A 20,532-nucleotide genomic window follows, 5' to 3' on the forward strand; every position below is an offset into this window, starting at 1 on the left:
GGTTTGCCCGCTATTGGGCCGAGGCGCTTGCCGCGCAGTCCGACGATGCCGACCTGGGCGCGACGTTTGCACCGATCGCCAAGGAACTGGCCGAGAAAGAGCCGCAGATCCTGGCCGAATTGGCTGCCGTGCAGGGTAAACCGGTGGATCTGGGCGGGTACTATCACCCCGACCGGGCCAAGGTTGCGGCGGTGATGCGCCCCAGCGCCACGCTGAACGCCATCATCGGCTGAGAAACGAACAGGCCCGCGCCATCGCGCGGGCCTGCGACCCTGACGCCTGACCGACGGCGTCGTGGGTAAACGCCATCAATTGCGCAGACAAATGCGTCGGGGCAAACGCGCCAGTCCAGCAGTCTGGCGGAGTATTCCAAATTATTTTGGTTGAATTGACCGAGATTCTACGGGATTCCCCCAATATTCAGCCGCACTGCGCGGGGCTATCCTGAAAACAACCTCGGACAAATACCGGTGAGGCCCGTCGGGGCTGCACCACTCACTCAGAAAACGGCCAGCATTTGGGGTGCTGGCCGTTTTTCTTGTCGATATGGCCTGTGACGGGCGCCGACAAAAAAAGAGGGCCGGTCGCAAGACCGGCCCCAAGATTTTCGCGCAACCGAGGGATCAGTTCGACGCGGCGTTCATCTCTTCGTTGTGCTCGCGCAGCGTGTCCGAAACGATGGCGTACCATTCGCCCGACTCGCGCATTTCATTCAGGCCCTTGTTCAGCATCGCGATGTATTGTTTGCCGAACGGGTTGCTGCGATGCGCGATGATGCGCTGGCTGGCAATGGTGTTCACGAAGGGGTTTTCCACGATGTCCTTCGGTGTCAGGCCCATTTCGCTCATGGCATCCGCCGCCAGCTGAACCTCGAAGGATGCAACGTCGGCGGTACCGGTCAGAACGGCGTCCAGGCACTCAGCGGCGCTGATCGGGCGGACCATTGTGATGTTCGGCTCGAAAACGCCCTGTTCTTCGAGGTCGTGGGTGAACCAGGCATCCATCCGGCACAGCCGCGCGCCTTTGAAGTCTTCGAAAGAACGGGCCTCGGCGTATTTGCTGTCGGGCAGGGTGTAGAAACCGATAACCACGTCATACACGCTGACGGTCGAGTCGAACTCGTTACAGCGACGGGTTGTCTCCGCCGACCATTCATAGCTGCGGTTCGAGCAGTCCGGGATGTACCAGCCAAGACCTACGTCGAACGCGCCCAGCGGCAGCAGCGTGTCCAGGTGCGAACCCCAATCGTTCACGAAGCTTACCGAATGCTCGCGACTGTTGCCGCCACGGCTGAGCGCGGTCGAGGCCAGACGCACCAGAATGCCACCGCCCGACAAGCTCTCGTCAGAGAAGGGTGCATAGTTGCCGCCGGCAAGAATCTTGACGGGGGGTTCATAGACGTTCGACGCCTTGTTGTTCGCGTTGCGGGCTTCCTCGGCGGCGATCAGGTCCTGTGCGCTCAGGCCGTTGGGCAGGCTGCCGTCCTCACAGGGCAGGGCCAGCACGACGCCCGGCTCAAGGTTCGAGGGGTTCGAGATGATGTTGCGGTTTGCGTTGAAGATCGGCTGGTAGTTCGACGTGCCGTAGGCCGCGATCGAGATGGTTGCCAGCGTGTCGCCATCCTGAACCGTATAGTTCGAGCAGGCTTCCTGAGCTGCGGCGGCGCCGGCGCTCAGGGCGGTGATTGCGGTGGCCGCAACCACCAGTTTCTTCAGATTGATTTCAAACATGTCCACTTCCTCCAGACTTTTGTTTTTTTCAGGCCTGTTCGGGGCCTTATCCGTTTTCCATTTGGTACCGCAGGGCCTCGGACACGATGTCGCGCCATTCGCCCGATTGCTGCATGATCGCCAGACCCTGATTCAGAGTCTCGAGGATCGCTTCCCCATCCGGGTTGTCCTTGTGGGTCATGACATTGAGCGGCTTGATCGCCGCAAGGTTGGGGTTTTCGACAAGTTGATGTTCGTACCCGAGCCGTTTGATCGCATCGGTGGCCAGGTGCGCCTCGATGGCTACGATATCGGCGCTTCCGTCCATGGCGGCGCGGAAACAGTCATCTGGGTCGACCGGGCGCATCAGGGTGATCGCGGGTTCATACAGGCCCACCGCATCCATGTGGGTCGTTGACCATCCTTCAGGACGGCAGATCGTTGCGCCCGCGAAATCGGCATAGCTGAGCGTGGTCTCGTAGCCCGAGCCATCCTTGGCAAAGAACGTGTCCACCACCTCGTAGAACGGGTTCGAGAAGTTGTAGGTCTCGCACCGGTTCCTGTCGCTTTCCGACAGGGCTTCGGCCTCGTCGCAGTTGGGGCGCGACCAGGGGAAGGTGGCGTCGAAGGCGAGGGTCGGCATCAGCAGGTCGAGATGCGAAGACCAGTCGTTCACGAACTGGATCTTGTAGGCCTGTTCAGGCGCGGCTCGCAGGAAGGCGGTTTCGACCAGATGCGTGTACAGCCCGCGATAGGGCAGGGACTCGTCGGTGAAGGGCGCATATTTGCCGCCGGTGATCAGCAGCAGCTGACGGTCGCGGATGGCCGGGCGCTCGGCCGTGCCGGCGTCGCGGATCAGCGCGGCAGCCTCGGCGCGGGCGGCTTCAATTTCTTGTTTCGCGGCCGTCTTGGCGGCAATCACCGCCTCTTCGCTGGCCTTTTTGGCTTCGGCCTCAGCGGCGGCGACGCGGGCCTCGGCCTCGGCGATGGCCTTGGCAGCGCGCTCTTCGGCGGCCTTGACCAGTTCGGCGGCCATCTCGGCGGCCATGCGCTCGGCCTCGGTCTCGGGCTGGGGTGCGGCCCGGCCGACATCTTCGAGACAGGGCATCTTGAGAATGTCACCCACGCGGATGATGTTCGGATTCGAGCCGATCACCTCGCGGTTGGCGTCATAGATGATGCGGAAGTCTTCGGTTGCATAGACTTCGATCGCCAGTGCCCGCAGGCTGTCGCCGCGCTGGATCTCGTAGTCCGAGCAGGCCTCTTGCGCCGAGGCTGCTCCTGCGGCTGCCGCAAGGGCCAGGCTGGATATTAGGAATGTCTTTTTCATGGGTCCTGTTGGGTTGCTCTTGTTATTGTCCGGTCGCTTTCACGACGGCGATCGAAATGTTATCCTGGTCGGGATCGGCCTTGGCGATCAGGGCCTGCAGAAGGCTGTCGGCAATGTCCTGGGAAGGCGCGTCGGCGTTGTCCTGCAGAGTCGCGCGGATTTCGTCGTCGGTCAGGTACTGCAGCCCGTCGCTGCCCAGAACCACGATATCCTCGGGGTCCAGTTCCAGCGCCTGTTCGGGGCAGTCCACCTTGGGGATCGCCGCGCCCATGATGACTGAGGTCAGCTGGTTGCGGTTGGGGTGGGCCTGGGCTTCTGCCGGCGACAGATGCCCCTGTGCGACGCGGGCGTCGATTTCGGGCGCCATCGAGTGATCTTCGTTGATCTGGGTCAGGGCCCCGTCGCGGAACAGGTAGAGTGGGCTGTCGCCGATCGAGATCCAGAACAGCCGGTTGCGCAGCAGCAGAACGCCCAGAAGGGTCGACCCCATGTTGAAGCCTGCCGGCTGATCTTCGCCGTAGCCCGCCACCGTCGCATTGGCCTGCATGGCGGCCAGGGGCAGGGCGTCTTGCAATTCGCTTTCGGTCGGTTCGCGACTGTCCAGAACGGCATCCAGAACCGAGCGCCAGGCCTTGATCACGAGGTCCGAGGCGACCTCGCCGGCCGCGTGACCGCCCATGCCGTCGGCCACCACCACGTAGCCGGCATTGGCCGCGTCAAAGACACGTGCCGCGATCGCGTCCTCCTGCGAGTCGCGCCGGCCCTGATCCAGGATCAGCGCAATGTCATATGACGGAGTCGCCAGCATTCGTTATGCGTCCCGCCAGTCGAAGTTTTCGTCGCAGAAGGCGACGAACCGCAGGGACGTTTCGCTGATGCGGATCAGGTCGCCGCTGGCCAGCGGTACGGTACTCAGAACCGGCTTGCCGTTCAGGCGCACCAGGTTGGCCTTGCCTCCATGGCCCAAATAGCATTTCCGGTCTTCCGGATCATAGGCGATGAACGCATGGTTCGAGCGCGAAATGCCGGTGTCGCCGAAATCGAGCTGGATCGCCTGATCGTCGTTGCGGCCGATCTGCATCAGCCCTTCCTTCAGGGTGATGCTGGCGCCACGGCCTGGGCCGCCAGTGACGACCAGCCAGCCAACCGGGAAGGTCTCGGTGGCAGTCTCGGCCTTGCGGATCGGTTCGGCGGTTTCGATCAGATCCTGAACATGGGTGTCCGGCCGCTCGAAGCCCAGGAAGGTGGTCTTGACCCGCGCGCGGCGGTCCTGTTGGGCTACGTCGGGTGCCGCCGTCATGGCTGCGGTTGCGGTGGCCGCGATCGTAGCAGGCTCGGGCGCTGCGACGGGCGGTTCGGGGGACTCTTCCAGCGCCGACGTCTCTGGCTCGGGCGCCTCGGCAACCGCTTCCTCGGCGCTGTCCGCCTCGATCGAAGCTGTCTCGGGTTCAGGCTCGGGCTGAGCCAAACGCAGGGTCACGACCGGCTCGGGTTCGGGCTCGGCCGCTTCGGGCTGCGACGGGGCTTCCTTGGCCGCCTCGGTGACCGGTTCTTCCTCGTCGTCAAACTCGGGCATCTTGTCCTCGGGGAGCAGCTCGTCGCTTTCCTCGAAGCCTTCGGTGTTCAGGCTGCCGCCACCCAGAGCCTGCCGAAGCGCGTTGAAATCCGCGATCGGCTGAGGTTTCTCGTCGGGCGCAGCCTCGGGTTCTGTCTGCGTGGCTTCGGCCGTATCAGTGGCCTCGGCTTCCTTGGTCTTGCCGGCACCTTCGAGAAGCCGGCTGAGGGGGCTTTTGTATTTGAACATGGTGTCGACACCTTTTGACTTCTTGCACGGACTGGATGGGTCCGTGGGGCTGCGAAAAACCTCTGCGCACGGGCAGGGCACTGATGATCGGGGAAACCAGAAAATCTTTACGCTCCGCGACGGGCCGGATCCCGTCAGGGTGGCGCAAAACCGATGCCACCCTCAGCCAAACACGCTGGCGGGTTCGGGACTTGTCGGTCAGGTCATTCCGCCTGCTCCTGTGTCAAGGGCATCAGGGCGGTGGTCTCGGCGCCGTTGCGCGATACCGTCAGCTTTGCCTCGGGCTGGCCATCGGCCACCAGTTCGGAAATCACCCGGTCCAGGCTGTCGGACTCGGTGATCTCGGTGCCGGTGTGGATCTCGCGCAGCAGGATGTCGCCTTCCTGCAAGGATCCAGCCCCTTCGATCGGCGCTTCGCTCACGATGGTCTGCCAACCCGTGTCGCCACCGGCACGGGCGGTGAAACCATACCCGTTGATCAACCCGAAGTTGCGGATCGCGGGTAGGGCCAGCAGGCCGTTCTCGGGCCGGGTCTTGCCTGGTGCCCGGTACCGGGCGGCCACGCGGACATAGCCGTCGGGGTCGATCTCAAGGTTGTTCAGCACCTGCGTCGCCAGGGGTGCGTCGTCCTGAATAGGCTCGCCGTTCAGGGTGTAGATGACCGCGCCGCGTGCGACCCAATCGCCAATGACCGACAGGTCCCGGCCCTGTTCAACACCGGTGATCGCGATCGCGCTGCCGGTAGAACCGCGCCGCGTGGCGGTTGAGAACGGGACTTCGACATCCCAATGGGCAAAGCCGAACTGGTTCTGGGCCAGCTTGACCGGTGCGGTCGGGGCAGGGGTCTCGGGCGCAGCAGCCGTGGGTTTTTCGACGACTGGATCTGCCGTTTGGGCTGGCTCGGCCAGGGGCTGCTCGACAGGCTGGTCCTGCGCTTCTGGTGTTGCCGCGGTTTCTTCCGGCCCGCGATTTCCCACACCGTCGGTCGGCGGGGTTTCGAGGGCGGTGTCCGGTTCGGGGTCTGATTCGATGGGTGCGGGTGCTTCCGGCGTGATTTCGGGTGTCGCCGCCGCGACGGTCGTATCCGCCTGAACGGCGGATACGGCAGCGTCGGGTGCCGTGGCGTCCTTGTTCATCCAGACATAGCCGCCGCCGGCAGCCAGGGCTGCCAGAACCGCCAGGCCGGCGATCAGTTTGCCGCTGCCGCTCGAGCTTTTCTGAACGACGGTGTCGACCGTCGGGGCCGTATCACCCACGGACCCCGAGGCAGCCGCCTCGTCGTTCTTGGTCGGGCCAAGAGCCAGATCGGAATTGCCGGCCAGCAGGGCGGTCACGACCGCTTCGGCATTGTCGGCCTCGGCCTTGATGCGGGCCTTTTCTACCTCGTCATCTTCGCGGTCCAGCGCGACGATGACCGAGACCGGACGATAATCGAAGTTGTCGAACACGACGCTGGGACCGCGGAACATGCGCAGCCAGTCCAGAGCTGATTGCAGGCGATCGGTGGCGTGAAGCTCCATCGCTTTGTCGATCGCCTCGAGGAACCCTTCGGGATAGCCCTGGAACCGGCCGGTCAGCGGGACATACGGGTCCGGCTGGCCGTTATTGAAGGCGTTCAGGCGGGTCTGCCCGTCGATGGGCCGTTCGCCGCTGATCGCGTGGTACAGCGTGGCGCCCAGCACATACAGATCGCTGCTAGGTCCCTGTTCCGATCCGCGTACATAGAATTCATGCGGGGAATAGCCGTCCTTGATGACCCGCAGGGTCAGCAGGGCGGCGGACTTGTTGGCGGCCTGTTCCCGCGCGGCCCCGAAATCGATCAGGATCGGTTCGCCATGTTCGTCGATCAGGATGTTGTCGGGCGAGATGTCGCGGTGCAGCATGCCGCTTTGGTGAATGAACGACACCGCCGACAGCATCTTCTCGGTGACCTGCACGATAAAATCTGGGCCGCTCTCGGTCTTGGGGTCTTCGATGTAATCCAGCAGGTCGCAGCCGCGGATCAGGTCCATCGCGATATAGGCGGTGTCGTTGTCCTCGAACACCTGATGAACATCAACGATGTTCGGGTGCACCAGCCGCGCGTGGTTGCGGGCCTCTTGGATGAACAGATCGATGATGGCGCGCAAATCGTCCTTGAAGGCGGGGTCGTTGGGTTCGACCAGATCGCTGTTCCGGCGGCACAGCGCCCCCGGATAGCATTCCTTGATGACCACGTCGCGATCCAGGCTGTCACGGGCCAGGTAGGTAATCCCGAACCCGCCATTGCTGAGAAATTCCAGTATTTCATACTGGCCGCGCAGCAGCTTCGCGCCGGGTTGCAGCCCTTGGATCTGTGGTTCGTCGTGCGAGGCGCCGACCGCGTGGTTGTGATTCATTTTTCCCGCCCATGAGTTCAATTCTTGCGGCCTACAAAAACCGGACAAACTGCCCTTGCACTCACAACCAAAAACAACCGCAGGACACTTGAGAACGGTTAGACGGTTCAAATTTGACTTTATTGGGGCCGCCGCATGGCTTCACTATGGATCGACCCGCAGGGCGATCTGTATCTTGTGTGTTATCTGAGGAAATATGCTATATATTGGAAAATGGTGTAGTCTGACCATTGTCAGTCCGCTGGTCGCGACCGGCATGGTCAACGGATTCGAAACAATGGTTGGCAGAGTCCAGGCGCTCGATTCGCCGCTGAGCGGCGCAATCCGGGCGCGAAGAGTTCAGGTGCCGGTGCGGGGCGCGGCCGTGGCGACCTTGCTGCCGGCCCAGGCCAGATTGTCGCTGAGCTGCGCCAGTATGCTGACCGCATCCTTCAGCCGGGTCTCGCCGGTTTCGAACTGAAGCAGCAGCAACAGGTCCGTGGCCTTTTCGAACTCGGCCGGGATCCAGTCGGCCTCGGGGTCGATCTCGGACCCGGAGTCCAGGCGTTCGGCAAAATCTTCGACGATTTCCCGGCAGCTTTCCAGGAAGGCGCCGGGGTCGATGTCCGAGCTGTCGCGCAGGTCCTCGTAGATGCTGGCGATGGCGGCCAGCCAGTCTTCGAGGATCGGATTGGACAGCGGCGGCAGCGCCGATTCCAGACTGGGCTGGACGGTGCGCGAGTCGGGGGTTTCTGGTTCGTCTCCCTTGAGGGTCTCCAGAAACGGCAGAAATTCCTGTTTCAGGTCGCGGCGTGCGGCCTCCAAGTCGGATTTGCGCCGGTCCGAGGCGATTTCCAGCATCTGTTCAGCCAGTTTCTGGCCGCCGCAGGTCTCCCACAAGGCGAAATCGGGTTCGGGCTCTTGGGCCATGGCGCGCACGGCGACCGGTGTTCCGATCGGGACGATGGCCCGGAACATGCCGGTCTTCTGTTTTTCCAGCCGGGCCAACACGCGGTCCAGGGCGTCGCGCACCGGCGGCAAGTCGGCATGGGTCACGGCCAGCAGGCTGTTCGCCCGCAGGGTTTCCGGCACCTGTGCCCACAGGTGGTGTTCGGTCTCGCGCCAGGCGTTGGTGCCGTTGGTGCACCAGATCGCGCAATCGACGAACTTTAGCAGGTCCAGCGTTTGCTTGTAGCTGTCATCCAGGGAACCCGATCCGGGCAGGTCGAACAACGAGATTTCGCGCAGGGCCGGGGTGTTAAGCCCGACCGAAATGAAATCGGGGTTATCGGCTGCCGCCTTTTCAAGGACGATGCCGGAGTAGGTCTTGGGTTCCTTGTCCCACCAGCCGACGGTGGTTTCCGGCGCGTCGGCATAGGCCACGATCACCAGCGGCAGTTTCAGATGCTGCGGGCCGGTGGGCAGAATGTCGGCCCCGGCCAGCATGTTGGCCAAGCTGGATTTGCCGGCGCCGAATTCTCCGGCGAACCCGATCGACACCGCGGTCGACAACCGTTCGGCATGGGCCTGCGCGCGTGCGCGCATATCCTCGAGCCGGTCCGTCGCGGGCAGCGACTCGGTGGCGCCGAGAAACCGCTCGAGCTGTCGGACCTCGTGTTCGGTAGAGGGAAATTCGATCACTCTGCGGCCTCCGGTTGTCGTTCGTTGCCGTGTTCGATGTCAAAGACCAATTGCAGCTGGTCCGCGATGGCCCGCGCGCGGTCCAGCTCGATCTGGGCCTGACCGCGTTCCGAGTTTTTGCCAGATGCGGCGCGGTTTTCAAGATGACCCGCCAGCAAGGCCAGAAAATGATCTAGTACCGTGTTCAACCGCTCCAGCAGATCGTCGCGGGCGGTGTCGATCAGGTCGTCGCCGATCAGCTGGAATTCCTGCACGATCATGCGCTCGGCCCGGGACACGACCGATTTGCGGGAAATCAGCCGCGACAGCCAGTTCACCCGCAGCTCGACCGTGATCCCGCGGGTCAGGGCCGAGGTGTCGGGTCGGTACCAGCGCACCGCGCTGGTGTTCATGCGGCTGTCGGCCGGCTCCTGCCAGCCGGGCAGGGCGCGCAGCGCGCCATTCGCCTGCATGTCGATCGAATAGAGTTCGCTGAGCATGCGCTGGCGGATCACCTGGGTCGCACCCTGGACCAGCTCGCGCATCCGTTCGCGCAGGGGGACAAAGTTCAATTCGGTCGCGTCGCCCTTGGCCAACAGCGGGGATTGCCCATTGGGGCCGTATACCACGTCGGCGACCGCCTCGGCCACGGTGTCGTCCATCACCCCACGCAGATTGGCCAGTATGTCGTCCATCTCGCGGGTAATTTCGACGATGCGGTCCGCCACGGTTTTGCGCAGATGGGTCAGTGTCTTGTCGTTCTCCGCGGCGCTTTCGGTCTGGCACCGGCCGTCTTCGTCCAGTGCGCGCAAGCGCGCTTTGCCGCGTTCCAGCGCCCCTTCGGCAAAACTGTTGAGATGCTGCCACGCCATGCGCAGCTGTTCCTCGCGCTTGCCTTCGGCCAGCGCGGTGGTGACGTGGCGACGCAGATCCGGCAGGCCCGACGCGATCATCGCGGCATAGCGCAGGACCGCTTCGCGGCTGATCGGGGCGGGGGCCTGCTTCAGCTTCTGAACGCCTTCCAGATACTGCTGCATCTGATCGGGATGGGCGCGCAGCCAGACCAGAACCTTGTCATGGTTCACCTGGGATTCGTCGCCGGTCAGCGCATAATGCGCCCATTGGGCGCTGCCCATCAGCACGTCGATATTGGTCTTTCCCAACGCCTTTTGCAGGCCGTCCAGCACGTCAGCGCGAACCTTCGCGGCATCTTCGGCACCGCCGTTCAATTCGTCGACGCGGTTGATGAATACCACGATCTGACCCAGTTCCAGCGCCTGCATCAGGCGGAACAGTTTCAGATCGGCACGCGACAGTGCCTGATGCGCCGACAACACCACCACGAAGAAATCGCTTTCCTTGAGATACTGACGCGAGATCTCCTCGCGGATCAGCAGCGGGTCGTTCACCCCAGGCGTGTCGGTCACGGTCAGCGGAAACGGGAAATGGCCCCGTTCGAAATAGACATCGGCCTTGCGGGTGATGTCACTGTACAGACCCCGGTCCGAGCCCGGATCATGTTCGGTCGCCTCGGTCGGATCCTCGCCGGCGCAGACATAGCGGGCAAGATCCTCGGAGGTCAGCTCTTCGAGGTCGTGGTGCTGGCCCAGCAACTGCTCGTAGCTGTCGCCCAGCCGCAGCCGGGCGCGGGTTTTCATCGCCTCGACCTGCTCTTCGATCATCTCGCGCTTGTAGCTGTCCTCGTCATCGGGGAACATGTTGCGCAGTTCTTCGCCTTCGGCGATCAGGGCGCGCCACTGACGGTCGTCGAAAAAGTGGAACTGCGCCCCTTGGGTCCGCCCCGACGGGTGCCCGAAATGCATGTCGGTAATCACCGTCGTCCAGGGATTGACGTCCGAGGGCAGAAATTCGGCCTGTCCGGTGAATCCGTTGATCAGCCGGGATTTCCCTGCCTTGATCTGCCCGACAAAGGCGATCGAGGGTTTCAGGTTGGTCAGGTCATCAATGATCCGTGAAATGAAATGACGGGTCTCGTCATTGCTCATTTCGTTCAATTCGTTGGCGATCCGGATCAAGTCCCGGCGGTTGGATTCACTCATGACACTAACCTTGAAAACTGGCAAAAACGCGTGACGGTAAGGATTTATTTGCAAAAAAGGGCCGGGTCGTCACGGATCCGTCCCCCGAAGCGATTTCCATAGCGCGACGACGGCCCCCAGCTTGCGCGCGTCGTGAATGGCGGCGGCATTGTCCTGACCGTCACGCAACAGGGCCAGCGCGGCCCCCTTGCCGCCCGATGGGCGCATGACGATCAGTTGCGGATGAGGCAGTTGCCCGCTTGCATCGGCATCCCAGCCGGCCAAGTCCTTTGCGAACCGGTCCAGCAAGCCGGCCGACGGGTGCAGGGGCTGGCCATCCGCGCAAAGGCCGTCATGCTGATGCGTGGATGCCGGGCCGCTTAGAAAGCGTCCCATCGCAAACCGCCCGGACCCTTCGAAAAAGGCGGCTGCAAGCCCTTCGCTCTCAGGGGCCGGGTCTGGGTCGTCCGCGACGGGTTCGGGGGCGGGTGTCTGCAGGACGGTCAGCCTGGGCTCGTCTTCCGGCAATTCGACCGCCGCACAGGCCGTTTTCATCTCGGTGAAGGTGATCCCGACATCGTCGGCCTCGGTCGGGCCGTAGGGTTGCAGGGACACCATCTGAATCGGATCGCCCGCAAGGGCGAGGTCCGACACCAGTCGTGCCAGCTTCCGCACGATGGTTTCACGCGCTTCGGTCGCGAAATCGGGAAGCTCGCCGGTGCTGGTCCGGTAGACATCGGTAATGCGCGAGCTGTTCAGTTCAAGCGCCAGACGCGTTCCGTCAGGGGCGGTGAACTCGGCGCGGCGGGGCAGTACGGTACCCCGGATCGCCTGCAGGATCAGACTGCGCCGCGCGGCCGGTGTTTCCGCCGTCAGGTCGACCGCGGGCGACAGCCGTGGAGTCGCCCTGCGCCCGATGTTTTCGAGCATGTCGATGATCTCTGTCGCCGTCATTGCATCCGTCCTTGATATCCTTGCTAGACCGCCGCCGCCACCGGCCCGAGGCTCAGGTGCGATTTGGTCAGGGCCAGGCCGGTATTGGCGCTGGCGTGACAGATGTAGCAGACCACGTGTTCGGGGTACTCGCGCGTCCGCAGAAAGATGTGCAGCCGATCTTCTGAGAATACGGCGATTTCTCCGAACCCGGGGGTGTCGTTGTCTTGCAGGCCGGCCGATTCGAGCAGGTCCTGGAAGGCCTGTACACCGCGCCCCTGAAACAGGTTGGCAACGGCGATGGCCAGATTGTTCAGAACCTCGGCATCGGCATCATCCGTCGTTGATGCGCCCAGCAACATGCCCGTTTCCATATCGATATATCCGGCTGCGATACAGTCGGGGATGGTCTCCATGGCGCTGGTCAGGGCGGCCTCTATGCTCATCTAACGTCCTGTCAACCTTTCAAAAAACCGATGCGCAACGGGGTCTTCCCGTCGCGCAACCGATAGCATTCATCGTCCGGGCGGGAAACGGCTTTTTCCGATCCGCCCGGTTCGCGGGGTCGCGTCACGAGACCTGCCATTCAGCCCTGTCCTTGGGTTCGCTCATCACCGCTGGTGGGCTCTGCTGGCCACTGTGTTCGCGCGCGATCTGGTCGAATTCCTCTAGAAAAGCCTGAAAGACGGCGCGCAACCCAGCGGGATCCGACGGTAGTTCGGTGCCGTCGGAAATCTCGCGCCACATGGCGGACGCGCTCAGCGGCGTTCCGGCCGGGACGTCCAGCAAATGATCAAAAGTTCGGGCCGGCTGCGGGTCGTCCGTGGTTCCGCCATTGGTCAGGGCATTCGATTCGGGCTCGGGCTCGTAACAGTCCGGGTCGGCGGCCTGTTGTTCGGACAGCAGGGCGGTGATCGAGGAAACCGAAACCTCGATATCCGCAGGTGCCGAGTCGGAATCTTCGGTCGGGGCGGCGTCAGCGGGCGTGTCCGCGCGTAGCTTTTCCGACAGGGTCGTCACCACTTGGTCGGGGTCCTCTCCCGAGTCGTCCTCGTCGGACAAGTCCGACGCTCCGTCGCTCAGATCGAATTCGTCCTCGAGTTCGAACCCCTCAAGGCGGGACGGCTCGAGATGGCGGCCGGTGATGTCCGCACGCGAGTCCTCGGGTTCACGGAACAACGAGCGCAGGTCATCGTCGTCTTCGCCCATGGGGGTCATCTCGGCTCGCATCCGCTCGGCATCCTCGGCGTCGATGCGGGCGCGCTCGCCGTCTTCCTTGCGGCGCTCGACCCGGGCGGGCCGGACCGGGAAGGTCGCAATCACGTCGTCCGAGTTGCGAACCGCATCGAATCCGTCCTCGGCCCGCAGCGGGTCGCCCAGTTTCAGCGGAGCCTCGGGGGCGGGCATCTCCGGCGCCGCAGTCGCGGCCGTCCGGGGCTCGCTGGCCGGGGCCAGTGTCCTGTCGATCTGGTAGCGGGTTAGCATTTCGGCGCGCTGATCCATGATCTGCTCGGTGATTTCGAGGAAGCTGTCGATCATCTTGCCGCCGCCGCTGCGGGCCCAAAGCTCGGCATCGCCGGTCTTGTCGCGCGCGATGATGGCGTCCTTGGCCGAAAACAGGACGGTGCGATTGAACAGGTGACCGGCTTCGCGGTTGACGCGGCGCAGCACCTTCTGGCGGTCTTTCTGGGTCAGGGCATCAGCGCGCGTGACCAGCAGCAGCGAGTTGTGCTGCAGGCGTTCAGGCAGCGACACCCAGGTGGCCCGTTCGGTTTCACGCCAGGCCTGGGTTGAATGCGTGCACCACAGAACCCCGTTGGCCTGACCCACGGCACGGCGCCAGACATCGGTGTCGATCTTGGGGTCGGAAATGCCGGGCGTGTCGATCAGATCGACCGCCTCGAGGATGTCGGCCTCGAGAAAGATCCGGATAAACTGCGCGTCATTGACGCCGACCTGGTTCAGTTGATCCAGGCCGATTTCCGTCTTGCTGCCGTCGTGGCCGTGCACATAGGCCGGACGGTTGCCCCAGCTGAACCAGACCGGCGGCAGTTGGGTGGCGGTGACCTGCGTGGGCAAGGTTTGCTTGCGCAGAAGAAAGTTCATCAGCGTCGACTTTCCGGCGCTGAATTCTCCCATCAAGGCAAATACCGGTTTGCGGCGGGACCACTGCTCGATGCGTTCCCATGCCTTCGGAGAGACGAAGCGGATCTGTGTATCTTTGGCCATTTTTCTTACGCTGCTTCGTTGCTGAGGTTCTTGAGGATGTCGCCCAGGATTTCATCGCGGGACTTTTTCGGCTCGATTCCGGCCAGCAGGGCGGCGTTGGGGTTGTCGCCCTTGGTCGCGGATGGCGAGATGCTCAGCAGGGTTTCCTTCTGCTCGCGCATGAAATCGGTCAGCGTCGCCCGGACGTTTTCCAGAACCGCAGCGATCTGGGTCTCTTCCAGGTCCTTGGTGATCGAGTTCGCCTCGGACGCAATCAGGCGGGTATAGTCGGCGGCGTAGGCTTCGAACCCCTTGCGCCGTTGCCACCACCTGCGCCACCAGGTGCTTTGAAGATCCAGCGCGATGGTGCGCCCGATGCCCAATGGGGGCGGCACGCGCGGCACGATCGGGGCCTCGATGTTGAATTCGCCCAGGTGGTTGCCCAGAATCTTGTGGTACAGCGCCTCGACATCGGCGGCAGCGGCGGAATAAAGCGCGCCAGCCTCTTTGCGCATCGACCGGGCAAAGCTGAAATAGGCCGCCTTCTGCAGGGTGCGCAGGCCGGCCGGGTCATATTGCCAGGTGCCCTGCTCGCCGTTCTGTTCCAGATGGGCGATCAGCGAGTCGGTGGCGCGTTTGACGAAATTCGCCTCGGCCGAGGCCAGCCGTTCCAGCACCTTGTCGCGCAGTTTCGTGGTCAGCTCGGCGGCCTTCTGTTCGTAGTCCTCGCTCAGCTTGGCGATCGCCTCTTCGGGCGCGACGCCATCCAGGTCGCGCGCCAGCCCGTCACTGTCCGACAGGGATTTGGCCACCGACGTCGCCTGGATCTGGCTGGCGATGTTGCGTGCACGGTGGCGCACCCGGTCAAGCAGGCGGTGGCCCGCGCCTTCGGCGATGCGTTCGTTCATGGCCAGCAGCAGATCGGGCAGTCCCGACAGCGCCCAGATCTTGTCCAGCGAGGCCGCCTGATCGCCGAACCCTGCGGCCAGATAGAACGTGTTCAGCGCCCGGCGCGAATCCTCGGTCAGAATGTCAGGATTGCCGGTCAGGGCGGCCTCGGCCCACAGGGCGCTGCCGAACACGACGCTGGTATTGGTGTCGACGCCGTTCTGTTTCAGCGTGTCCAGAATCCGGTCGCGGATCTCGGGCACCTGGCTGACCGGGTCGGTCAGTTCGTCGATGCGGTTGACGAACAGGATGATCTGGCGGTTCTCGAACTGGGCGATGATCCGCATCAAGGCCATGTCCATCGTCGTCAGAGCCTGGCTGGCCGCTAGCACGACGACGCAGACCTCGGACCCGCGCAGGCTGCGCAGGGTGATCTGCTCGCGTACCATGAAGGTGTCGTTGACGCCCGGCGTGTCGCACAGTTTCAGCGCGATCGGATATTGCGGAATGTCCATGTACAGTTCCGCCGATTTCGTCACGTCGGCAAAGCGACCGGTCTTGGGATTGATGTCGGGATCATCCTCGTCGCCCAGGCAGACATAGCGCTGGACCAGTTCCTCGTCGAAATAGTCGTACTGGTGGCTCTGGCCCAGGATCAGGTCGAAATGCTTGCCCAGCCGCTCTTCGGACTTGGCCTTCATCTGGGCGATCTGACGGCGGATGTCCTCCATCTCGTCATCGGCGCCGGCGCGGTTGGCCAGTTCGCCCAGACGGCCGCCACCCACCATCAGATTGTCCCATTCTTCCTGCTCGAAGAAGGTGAATTTCGATTTGTAGTCACCCGGCGCGCGGGTGTTGATGTTCAGCGTCGTCACCACCGAGGTCCACGGGTTCACGTCCGACGGCAGCAGGTTCGGGCGACCTGCCAGAATGTTCACGATCGAGGATTTCCCTGCCTTGACCTGACCCACGAAGGTGACGCTGGCAGTGAAGTTCTCGAGCCGGGTCCGAAGCGTGGACAGGCGCGCGGTCGAGCGCGCATCGGCCACCTCTGTCAGCTGGTCGATCTGGGTCGTCAGCGCGGACATGGCCTCGGTCATCGGTGCCAATGCCTCGTTTCCTACGGACAGAAGGTGGTCGTTTCGGGCCATTTTCAGCCTCCGGTTCCTGTTGCGGCGACGTCGGGTTGTGGGCGGGCGGCTACCGAGTCGCCGAAATTGTCGATGCGGGCGATGATTTCCAGCGCATTGCCGAGAATCTCCGCCTCGGTGCTGGGTGAGACTGACTTCAGGCTTTCGGCATCGGCCAGAATCTCGATGGACCTGAAGCGGTTCCCGTTCTCCAGCCGCGCGACGCGGCGGCCGCTCGGAAACCCGCGCGCGCCTTCTGTGGGAAGCGGCATGCGGGCGTTGGCCAGCAGGTATTCGTCGCCCGCCTGGGTCTGCAGGGCGATGCCGAATCCGGTGTTCGGAAAGCGCCGGTTCAGAGTTCTGAGTTCGCCGGCAAAATTCTGTCGGGCAAGAAAGACGGTGTCTTCCTCGGTGGCGTATGAGCTCATGTGTTTGGTCACGGCTGAGACCCTTGTTCTGGAGTTGCGAGACACACTGGTAAATTGCCGGGCGGCGAAAAGACTCATTAACTCCTTGCTGAACAGAATTACCTTCAAGGCGGTCTTTGTTGGGCGCGATTGCGTTCTTTTAGCGCCTGAAATGTGGCGCAATTGTGGGTGGCCTCTGGTAAGGTGTTGCAACTTAAAGAAGAATTGCGAAATTGGCCGAGACGCCCAGGCACGGCCGAACCGGAAGATGGCCAGACGGTCTGAGCGGGAACGCGCGCAGGGCCCGGCAGCAAGCTAAGGTTCCGAGAAGTTTTCAACTTTTGGATTCACCCGGAAGGCCTTCGTCGCCACGGCAATGCTCGCCCCGACGTAAACGCAGGCGCGGGCATTTGTTGGGTGGCGAGAGAGCGCCTGACATGCCTTTGTCTTGCGGCACAACGTATGGAGGTTCTTGCGATACGGTCACGATCCCGCGCACGATGGCCAAAATCTGGCCCTGCCTGACGCGCAGGTTTCCCGGCCGCGGGCCAAGCGCGGCGCGATGCGAAAAATTCCCTCTCGCACTTGCCGGGAAGCTTTGTTATCAGCCCAACAAGCCCGGCACGGCAGGTGCTGGCATGCGGGTGTGGCGAAATTGGTAGACGCACCAGATTTAGGTTCTGGCGCCGCAAGGCGTGGGGGTTCAAGTCCCTCCACCCGCACCATACTATCCCTTTGAAATCAAAGAAAAGCCTTGCAAACAAGGCCGTGTGACCGTTTGAAGGTCACAACTTTGGATACAATGGGTGTTCCGATGGCGGGCAAGATTCGTCAACTGGATGCAGAAGCCGGGAATATAGGCCGGCGAGGTGCCTCGCCTTCCGTTATTGCGCATCAAGCTGGATCGGTCGGTATCTTGCGCCGCTTTCGGTTGCGTGCCTCAAAGCCGATCACCACGTCCATGAGCTCGGAGGTGATCTCAGCCTGCCGAAGCGTTCGGGTATCCGCCTTCAGCTCTTCGAGCCGATCGCCGATGGATTGTTCGGCCCGGTGCATAGCCGCCAGGCGGGTCGCGTTTTCAGTCACCAAAGCTTCTGCCGAGGCGCGAAATACGCCTGAAAAAATGTGGCTGCGGATCAGGGCGGCAAACAAATCGTCCGGTGGCATGGTGTAGGTCGGCAGGCTGCGGGATTGCCATGGCCGTTTCATCAATTGGTCAATCATCTCAGTGGAAAACGGCATGAAATGCTCGACTATGGGATCTTGCTGCCCATGGTCACTGCGCCGTGTATAGGCCAGTTTCACGGCAAGGCCGTCCGCTTCGCCATGTCGCATGATGTGGTCGAATCGCTCGACGATGGCGCTGGCAAGCCGCCCGATTCCGTCAGTTGAAGCTGGTGTCAGCATGACATCGTCGGCCCGAATGCCCCAGCCATTCAGGGCGTCGTTCATCTGGGCGCCAATGCACAAGATATAAGGTGCGGCTTGAGTATCCCCCCCAAGGGCGAGATGCCTGGCCAGTTCCGCAGCCACCCTTTCGTTGTAGGCACCACACAAACCATGGTCAGATCCGAAAACGACGATGGCCATGTTCTGCTGGGGCGGCGATGTCAGATCCATGCGACCCGTGCGGTGCAACAGGGCAGCGATTCCGTCAAGGACGGTTCGGTGGTAGGCGTCGATGGATTTTGCGGCCTGCTCATAAGGCGCCGAGTTCAAAACCGACAACGTCTTCATGATATGGACGATGCTGCGAATGTTGCTCAGCGTTTCGGTCCTATGAAGCAGGGTTTCAAGAGTCTGCGGCATCCGAAGACCCCTTTGAAGTACAGGCTTGCCTGGCCAGATTCAGCAACGCGGCTCGGTCGGCCTCGTTCAGCGGTTGGTCGATGGCGATGCGTTTCGACAGATCGTGCGGCGATTGCCGCAGGAACAGCCTCAGCCGGTCCATCGCGGCAAATGCCTCGGGGTCGGTCAGATGATCGTACACGCCCTCCAGTGCCGCCAAAAGAACTGCAACCTGCTCCAACGCCGAAACCGGGTCGCGTTCGGGTTGTCTGAGGGCCCTGCGGACAGCCGCGCCTCGGGCCAGCCGGGCGCGCGTGGCGTCGTCAAGCCGCGTTCCGAAACGGACGAAATCTTCGAGCTCTTCGAACTGGGACAGCGTGACCCGCAGATTTCCGGCCACGTCGCGAAAGGCGGCAGACTGTGCCTTGCCGCCAACACGGGACACTGAAATACCCAGATCGACGGCCGGAAACTGATTTTTGCGGACCTGGCGTGGCGACAAGTAAATCTGGCCATCGGTGATCGAAATCAGGTTGGTCGGAATGTAGGCCGACAGGTTTTCGGCCTGCGTTTCAACGACCGGCAGAACCGTGATCGACCCGCCCCCCGCGGTGTCGGCAAAGTTGCCTGCGCGTTCCAGCAGACGGGCATGCAAATAGAAAATGTCGCCGGGAAAGGCTTCGCGGCCTGGCGGCCTGCGCAACAAAAGTGAAAGCTCGCGATAGGCGCGGGCATGATGGGTCAGGTCATCCATCACGATCAGCACATCATGCCCTTGCTCCGAGAAATGTTGCGCCATGGTCATGGCGGTGTACGGGGCCACATAAGCAAGTCCGGGAGGATCTTCGTCTCCGGCGGCAATGATGATCGTGTGCGCCATCGAGCCACCATCTTTCAGCGCACCGATGACCTTGGCCACCGCATCCCCGCGTTGTCCAATCGCGCAGTAGACGCAGAGCACCCCGTGTTGTTTCTGGTTCAGGATCGTGTCGATGGCGATCGAGGTCTTGCCGGTCTGGCGATCCCCGATGATAAGTTGGCGCTGCCCCAGGCCAATCGGGACGGCGGCGTCGATCACCTTGAGGCCCGTTGCCAAAGGCCGCCGGACCGCCTCGCGGTCAAGAATTGACGGAGCATCCGCTTCGACGGGCAATCTGAAATCGGAATCGACCGGCGGGCCATCGTCCAGCGGGGCACCCAACGCATCCACCACCCGACCCAGAAGCGCGGAACCCACTGGAACCGTCAGCACGCTGCGGGTGCGGCGCACGGCCTCACCGACCGAGACCTTGTCCGAACCACCGAACAGAACCACCCCGAGGCGGTCTGTTTCCAGGTCCAGAACAATTCCCGTTGCGCCCGAGGAGAACTGCAAAAGCTCATTGGCCAGCGCGTGGCTCATGCCGCGGACAACGGCAATGCCGTCTCCGACTTCGACGACCTGACCGATCTCGCTAACGACGGGCCGAGGCGATACCGTTTGCAGGGTCGCCACAAGCTGGTCGGCCAGCGAAACGGTCGGCTCGGAAGCCGGGAAAGCCGGGGGCGTCTGGGTCATTGTGCAGCCTTGCCCGCCTGCGTCTGGCGTAGTCCCTCGATCACAATCGTCTCCAGTTCACCTAGATAACTGTCGAGTGTCCATTCGATGCTGGTCGCTCCAACCTTGAGGACCAGACCGAAGGGCTGGGTGGAGTCGACCTCAAAAATACACTTGGTTTCCGGCGCCAGTTTCTGAAGGTCGTCAGAAACTTTCTGTCTCAAACCTTCGGGCAGCGCTGAATGAGTCGTCACGGTGACCGGCCTGTCGTCTGCGATCATCTTCCGTATCTCGTCGGCCATGGGCTGCAACTTTTTCACCGCGTGTGCCGCAATTCGTTCTTCCAAAGTCTCGTCTGCAAGATCCGACAGCGCCTTTCGCGTCAGATGAACCAGAACCCGGGCACCGGTTTCGCTGAGTTGACGGAGGAACCTTTGCTTCTCGACTGCCAGATGTTTTTCGAAATCACGCCGCTCTTGATCGATCCGATGGCGGGCCTCGGTAATCATGGCGTCGCGTTCGCGGGCGGCCTCGCGCCGCAGGTCTTCCGCCATTCTGGCCTGGCTGTTTTCCAGTTCAAACAACTTGGCATCATAGGCCGAGATCTCCGCCCTGGCGTCTTCCATCAGACGATGGGCTTCCGACATTCGATCCGAGATCTCCTTTTCACGGGCGTCGATGCCATCAAGGATTGGACGATAGAGAAACCGTTTGAGCAACCACAGCAGAACCAGGAAATTGGCGATCTGCGCCGCAACGGTCAGCCAATCGACAGACATGCT

Annotated in this window: 16 protein-coding genes and 1 tRNA gene; 2 read left to right on the forward strand and 15 right to left on the reverse strand. The window is 62.5% G+C overall.

What is annotated here, in order from left to right:
- On the forward strand, nucleotides 1-233 hold a 233-nt coding region (locus AC2FNS_RS12335), incomplete at its 5' end, for an NADP-dependent isocitrate dehydrogenase (protein WP_496803871.1).
- 390 nt (nucleotides 234-623) lie between these two features.
- Here the strand turns inward: AC2FNS_RS12335 and AC2FNS_RS12340 are convergent.
- From AC2FNS_RS12340 to AC2FNS_RS12395, 12 genes are all read right to left on the reverse strand, one after another.
- The gene (locus AC2FNS_RS12340; RefSeq protein ID WP_496797137.1) at nucleotides 624-1,730 is read right to left on the reverse strand and encodes a peptidoglycan-binding protein LysM; all 1,107 of its coding nucleotides are present in this window, start codon (nucleotides 1,728-1,730) and stop codon (nucleotides 624-626) included.
- A gap of 46 nt (nucleotides 1,731-1,776) precedes the next feature.
- Nucleotides 1,777-3,039: a type 2 periplasmic-binding domain-containing protein gene (locus tag AC2FNS_RS12345; protein ID WP_496797816.1), complete on the reverse strand. Its 1,263-nt coding sequence runs from the start codon at nucleotides 3,037-3,039 to the stop codon at nucleotides 1,777-1,779.
- Between the two features lie 22 nt (nucleotides 3,040-3,061).
- Nucleotides 3,062-3,847, reverse strand: coding sequence for a PP2C family protein-serine/threonine phosphatase (locus AC2FNS_RS12350; RefSeq protein WP_496797817.1), 786 nt, complete (start codon nucleotides 3,845-3,847; stop codon nucleotides 3,062-3,064).
- A 3-nt stretch (nucleotides 3,848-3,850) separates the two neighbouring features.
- The gene (locus tag AC2FNS_RS12355) at nucleotides 3,851-4,843 is read right to left on the reverse strand and encodes an FHA domain-containing protein (protein WP_496713010.1); all 993 of its coding nucleotides are present in this window, start codon (nucleotides 4,841-4,843) and stop codon (nucleotides 3,851-3,853) included.
- 203 nt (nucleotides 4,844-5,046) lie between these two features.
- Nucleotides 5,047-7,221, reverse strand: a complete 2,175-nt coding sequence (locus AC2FNS_RS12360) for a serine/threonine protein kinase (protein WP_496713011.1) — start codon at nucleotides 7,219-7,221, stop codon at nucleotides 5,047-5,049.
- Nucleotides 7,222-7,560: 339 nt separating this feature from the next.
- Nucleotides 7,561-8,841, reverse strand: a complete 1,281-nt coding sequence (locus tag AC2FNS_RS12365; RefSeq protein WP_496713013.1) for a dynamin family protein — start codon at nucleotides 8,839-8,841, stop codon at nucleotides 7,561-7,563.
- Nucleotides 8,838-10,880 (reverse strand): dynamin family protein, encoded by a 2,043-nt coding sequence (locus AC2FNS_RS12370; RefSeq protein ID WP_496797818.1) that lies wholly within the window; start codon nucleotides 10,878-10,880, stop codon nucleotides 8,838-8,840. The genes AC2FNS_RS12365 and AC2FNS_RS12370 overlap by 4 nt, the downstream gene beginning before the upstream one ends.
- Nucleotides 10,881-10,949: 69 nt before the next feature.
- Complete coding sequence (locus AC2FNS_RS12375; protein WP_496713017.1) at nucleotides 10,950-11,813, reverse strand: hypothetical protein; 864 nt, start codon at nucleotides 11,811-11,813, stop codon at nucleotides 10,950-10,952.
- Between the two features lie 23 nt (nucleotides 11,814-11,836).
- Nucleotides 11,837-12,238 (reverse strand): hypothetical protein, encoded by a 402-nt coding sequence (locus tag AC2FNS_RS12380; protein ID WP_496684595.1) that lies wholly within the window; start codon nucleotides 12,236-12,238, stop codon nucleotides 11,837-11,839.
- 124 nt (nucleotides 12,239-12,362) lie between these two features.
- On the reverse strand, nucleotides 12,363-14,021 hold the full coding sequence (locus AC2FNS_RS12385) for a dynamin family protein (protein ID WP_496713018.1): 1,659 nt from the start codon (nucleotides 14,019-14,021) through the stop codon (nucleotides 12,363-12,365).
- A 5-nt stretch (nucleotides 14,022-14,026) separates the two neighbouring features.
- Complete coding sequence (locus AC2FNS_RS12390) at nucleotides 14,027-16,039, reverse strand: dynamin family protein (protein WP_496713020.1); 2,013 nt, start codon at nucleotides 16,037-16,039, stop codon at nucleotides 14,027-14,029.
- Between the two features lie 2 nt (nucleotides 16,040-16,041).
- Nucleotides 16,042-16,554, reverse strand: a complete 513-nt coding sequence (locus tag AC2FNS_RS12395) for a hypothetical protein (protein ID WP_496713022.1) — start codon at nucleotides 16,552-16,554, stop codon at nucleotides 16,042-16,044.
- Between the two features lie 511 nt (nucleotides 16,555-17,065).
- Here AC2FNS_RS12395 and AC2FNS_RS12400 point away from each other — a divergent pair.
- Nucleotides 17,066-17,150, forward strand: a tRNA-Leu gene (locus tag AC2FNS_RS12400).
- Between the two features lie 169 nt (nucleotides 17,151-17,319).
- On the opposite strand, the gene AC2FNS_RS12405 is transcribed toward AC2FNS_RS12400, so the two are convergent.
- The 3 genes from AC2FNS_RS12405 to AC2FNS_RS12415 are packed head-to-tail and all read right to left on the reverse strand — an operon-like array spanning nucleotide 17,320 to nucleotide 20,529.
- Complete coding sequence (locus AC2FNS_RS12405) at nucleotides 17,320-18,234, reverse strand: F0F1 ATP synthase subunit gamma (protein WP_496682715.1); 915 nt, start codon at nucleotides 18,232-18,234, stop codon at nucleotides 17,320-17,322.
- Nucleotides 18,218-19,771 (reverse strand): F0F1 ATP synthase subunit alpha, encoded by a 1,554-nt coding sequence (locus AC2FNS_RS12410; RefSeq protein ID WP_496685434.1) that lies wholly within the window; start codon nucleotides 19,769-19,771, stop codon nucleotides 18,218-18,220. Before AC2FNS_RS12410 ends, AC2FNS_RS12405 begins: the two co-directional genes overlap by 17 nt.
- A complete protein-coding gene (locus AC2FNS_RS12415; protein WP_496803872.1) occupies nucleotides 19,768-20,529 on the reverse strand; it encodes a F0F1 ATP synthase subunit B family protein in 762 nt (253 codons plus the stop codon). The genes AC2FNS_RS12410 and AC2FNS_RS12415 overlap by 4 nt, the downstream gene beginning before the upstream one ends.
- Between the last annotated feature and the right edge of the window lie 3 nt (nucleotides 20,530-20,532).

It is taken from the genome of Ruegeria sp. BHSA191, from assembly GCF_059613325.1.

Bases quoted from the DNA above. Each gene is read 5' to 3' on its own strand.
- AC2FNS_RS12340 (WP_496797137.1), bottom strand. From the start codon at position 1,730: ATGTTTGAAATCAATCTGAAGAAACTGGTGGTTGCGGCCACCGCAATC.
- AC2FNS_RS12345 (WP_496797816.1), bottom strand. From the start codon at position 3,039: ATGAAAAAGACATTCCTAATATCCAGCCTGGCCCTTGCGGCAGCCGCA.
- AC2FNS_RS12350 (WP_496797817.1), bottom strand. From the start codon at position 3,847: ATGCTGGCGACTCCGTCATATGACATTGCGCTGATCCTGGATCAGGGC.
- AC2FNS_RS12355 (WP_496713010.1), bottom strand. From the start codon at position 4,843: ATGTTCAAATACAAAAGCCCCCTCAGCCGGCTTCTCGAAGGTGCCGGC.
- AC2FNS_RS12360 (WP_496713011.1), bottom strand. From the start codon at position 7,221: ATGAATCACAACCACGCGGTCGGCGCCTCGCACGACGAACCACAGATC.
- AC2FNS_RS12370 (WP_496797818.1), bottom strand. From the start codon at position 10,880: ATGAGTGAATCCAACCGCCGGGACTTGATCCGGATCGCCAACGAATTG.
- AC2FNS_RS12375 (WP_496713017.1), bottom strand. From the start codon at position 11,813: ATGACGGCGACAGAGATCATCGACATGCTCGAAAACATCGGGCGCAGG.
- AC2FNS_RS12380 (WP_496684595.1), bottom strand. From the start codon at position 12,238: ATGAGCATAGAGGCCGCCCTGACCAGCGCCATGGAGACCATCCCCGAC.
- AC2FNS_RS12385 (WP_496713018.1), bottom strand. From the start codon at position 14,021: ATGGCCAAAGATACACAGATCCGCTTCGTCTCTCCGAAGGCATGGGAA.
- AC2FNS_RS12390 (WP_496713020.1), bottom strand. From the start codon at position 16,039: ATGGCCCGAAACGACCACCTTCTGTCCGTAGGAAACGAGGCATTGGCA.
- AC2FNS_RS12405 (WP_496682715.1), bottom strand. From the start codon at position 18,234: ATGCCGCAGACTCTTGAAACCCTGCTTCATAGGACCGAAACGCTGAGC.
- AC2FNS_RS12410 (WP_496685434.1), bottom strand. From the start codon at position 19,771: ATGACCCAGACGCCCCCGGCTTTCCCGGCTTCCGAGCCGACCGTTTCG.
- AC2FNS_RS12415 (WP_496803872.1), bottom strand. From the start codon at position 20,529: ATGTCTGTCGATTGGCTGACCGTTGCGGCGCAGATCGCCAATTTCCTG.